Genomic DNA, 2,720 nt, shown 5'->3' on the forward strand with positions numbered 1-2,720 from the left:
TGAGAGCGGCCGTGGAAAACTCCAGGTGAGCGGTCATGAGAGTCGAGTGTGGCGGTCATCACGGATTCCTGGCTGATGGCCATCGGGTCTAGGCATACGGCCATCAGGGTCCGGCTGTGCGGTCAGGAAGATTGACGGCCGGTGGACGGAAGATCTCCAGCCATGAACAGAGTGGGCGCCCTCCGCGAGGGGGTGAGGTGTCGGGTGTGCAGTCCGGACCTCGTCTCGCGGAGGGAACCCTTGGCCAAGTCTGGCAGGGAGATCATGGAGATTCTGGAAGCTTTCGATTTGACCCGGTGTGCGCATTCGGCGGCGCAGCTGGCCGGGGTGGACATCAAGACGGTGCAGCGCTATGTCGCGGTGCGCCAGGCGGGCGGTAACCCGCACCAGGCCGGGCCGCGGCCGAAGAAGATCGATGCGTTCCTGGAGAAGGTGGAGGAGAAGGTCGAGCAGTCCCAGGGCAAAATCCGCGCCGATGTGCTGCACGCCGATCTGGTGCGGATGGGCTATACCGGCTCTGAGCGCTCGACCCGTCGGGCGGTCGCGGCGGCCAAGACGGCCTGGCGGACGGGGCGGCGGCGGACGTATCGGCCGTGGATCCCCGAACCGGGGATGTGGCTGCAGTTCGACTGGGGAGCGGGGCCACGGGTGGCCGGGCGGCGCACCTGGCTGTTTTGCGCCTGGCTGGCCTGGTGCCGCTTCCGCATGGTGCTGCCGGTCTGGGACCTGAGCATGGGCGGGCTGGTGGCCTGCCTGGATCAGACGCTGCGGGCGATCGGCGGGGTGCCGCGGTATCTGCTGTCGGACAACGCCAAGACGATCACGATCGAGCACATCGCCGGAGTGGCGGTGCGCAACCCGGACATGGTCGCGCTGGGCCAGCACTACGGGTGCGTGGTGTGCTCGTGCGTGCCCTACGATCCCGAGACCAAGGGCGGCGCGGAGGCGACCGTGAAGATCGCCAAGGCGGATCTGGTGCCGACCGAGGCCAACCTGACCGGCCAGTACGCCACCTTCGCCGAGCTGGAGGCCGCCTGCCGGGTGTGGTGTGAGCGGATCAACGCGCGGCCGCACCGCGAGACCCGCCGCCCGCCGATCGAGCTGCTGCAGGTCGAGCGTGAACGGCTGCATGTGCTGCCCGTCGAGCCGTTCGTGCTCGCGCTGGGCGAAGAGCGGCTGGTCAACGACGACCAGACGGTGCGTTTCGGCGGTGTGCGCTACTCCACCCCGCCCGGGCATGTCGGCCGGCGGGTGTGGTGCCGCGTCCACGGCGGCGAGCTGGTCGTGGTGGCCCGCACCCCGGCCGGGCTGGCCGAGCTCTGCCGGCACGAGTTGTCCACGCCGGGCAGAGCGCGCATCACCGACGCCCACTACCCCGGCCATCCGGGCGGCAACGAGCCCCGCCGGCCGGTCCCCGCCCCACGCAGCGCAGCCGAGCAGGCGTTCCTGGACATCGGCGACGGCGCCCGCACCTGGCTGATCGAGGCTGCCGCGGCCGGCGCCGCCCGGATCCGCACCAAGATGACCGCCGCGGTCGAACTGGCCGCCGTGCTCGGCCCGCCCCTGGTCGACGCCGCCCTGGCACTGGCCGCAGCCAACGCCCGCTTCGCCGACGGCGACCTGGCCTCCATTTGCGACCATCTGGCCCGCCAAGAACGCACCGGCGCCGGCCAGAGCGTGCTGCGTGCCGACGAACACTACTCCGTCCAGCCCGGCACCACCGGCTGGGCCGCCTTCGGCCAGACCATCAGCGGCAGGCAGGGAGCACCGCGATGACCATCACCCCAACCCCAGCCTTGGTATCTGCGACGGTATCTGCGGCGGCCCCGGCCGCGCCGCCGATCCCAGCCGAACTGGAGACGCTGCTGCGCCGCATGCGGCTGCCCTATCTGCGCAAAGCCGCACCCGAGGTGCTCGCCACCGCGCGTGCCCAACGCTGGGACCCGGCCGAGGTCGTGCGGGTGCTGCTGGCCGAGGAGGTCACCGGACGAGACGCGGCCACCCGCGCCGCCCGCCGCAAAAGCGCCGCCCTGCCCACCGGCAAAACCCTGGCCACCTGGGACCCGGCCACTTCCTCCATCCCCGCGCCCACCCAGCAGGCGCTCGCCACGCTGGAATGGATCGGCCGCGCCGAGAACCTCATCGCCTGCGGCCCGTCCGGCACCGGCAAGAGCCACTGGGTCGAAGCCCTCGCCCACGCCGCCATCGACCACGACCACACGGTGGCCTGGTTCACCCTGGAAACTCTGACCACCACCATCGGCAAAGCCAAGATCGACGGCTCCATCGCCCGCACTGTCGCCAGGATCTGCCGCGCGGATTTGATCGTGGTCGACGACATCGGCATGCTGCCGGTCAGCGGCGAGGCCGCCGAAGCCTTCTACCGCATCGTCGATGCCGCCTACGAACGCCGCAGCGTCGCCGTCACCAGCAACCTGCACCCCTCCGGTTTCGACACCATCATGCCCAAGACCATCGCCACCGCGACCGTCGACCGGCTGCTGCACCACGCCCACCTCATCCAGACCAGCGGCGACAGTCACCGGCTCGCCCAGGCCCTGGCCGGCAAGGGGGTGGTCCCGTTGACCTGATCCACATCACGGAGATCGACCATCCACTGGCCACCCACCTGGAAAACCATGGCCACGCCTGGAGAACCGATGTCCGCGCACCTGGCAAACCAATGCCCGCCTACATGGAAGTCAGCGTGTCCGTTGACA

General features: G+C 70.2%; 2 protein-coding genes. Both read left to right on the forward strand.

The features are described 5' to 3' along the window. The first annotated feature begins 264 nt into the window (after positions 1-264). Positions 265-1,776 carry an IS21 family transposase gene (gene istA, locus ACZ6S0_RS52880; protein WP_465928750.1) on the forward strand — a complete coding sequence of 504 codons (1,512 nt, stop codon included), beginning with the start codon at positions 265-267 and terminating at the stop codon, positions 1,774-1,776. Then, positions 1,773-2,591 carry an IS21-like element helper ATPase IstB gene (gene istB / locus ACZ6S0_RS52885; protein WP_465928752.1) on the forward strand — a complete coding sequence of 273 codons (819 nt, stop codon included), beginning with the start codon at positions 1,773-1,775 and terminating at the stop codon, positions 2,589-2,591. Before istA ends, istB begins: the two co-directional genes overlap by 4 nt. The last annotated feature ends 129 nt before the right edge of the window (positions 2,592-2,720 follow it).

This window comes from Nonomuraea sp. NPDC051298, from assembly GCF_055586305.1.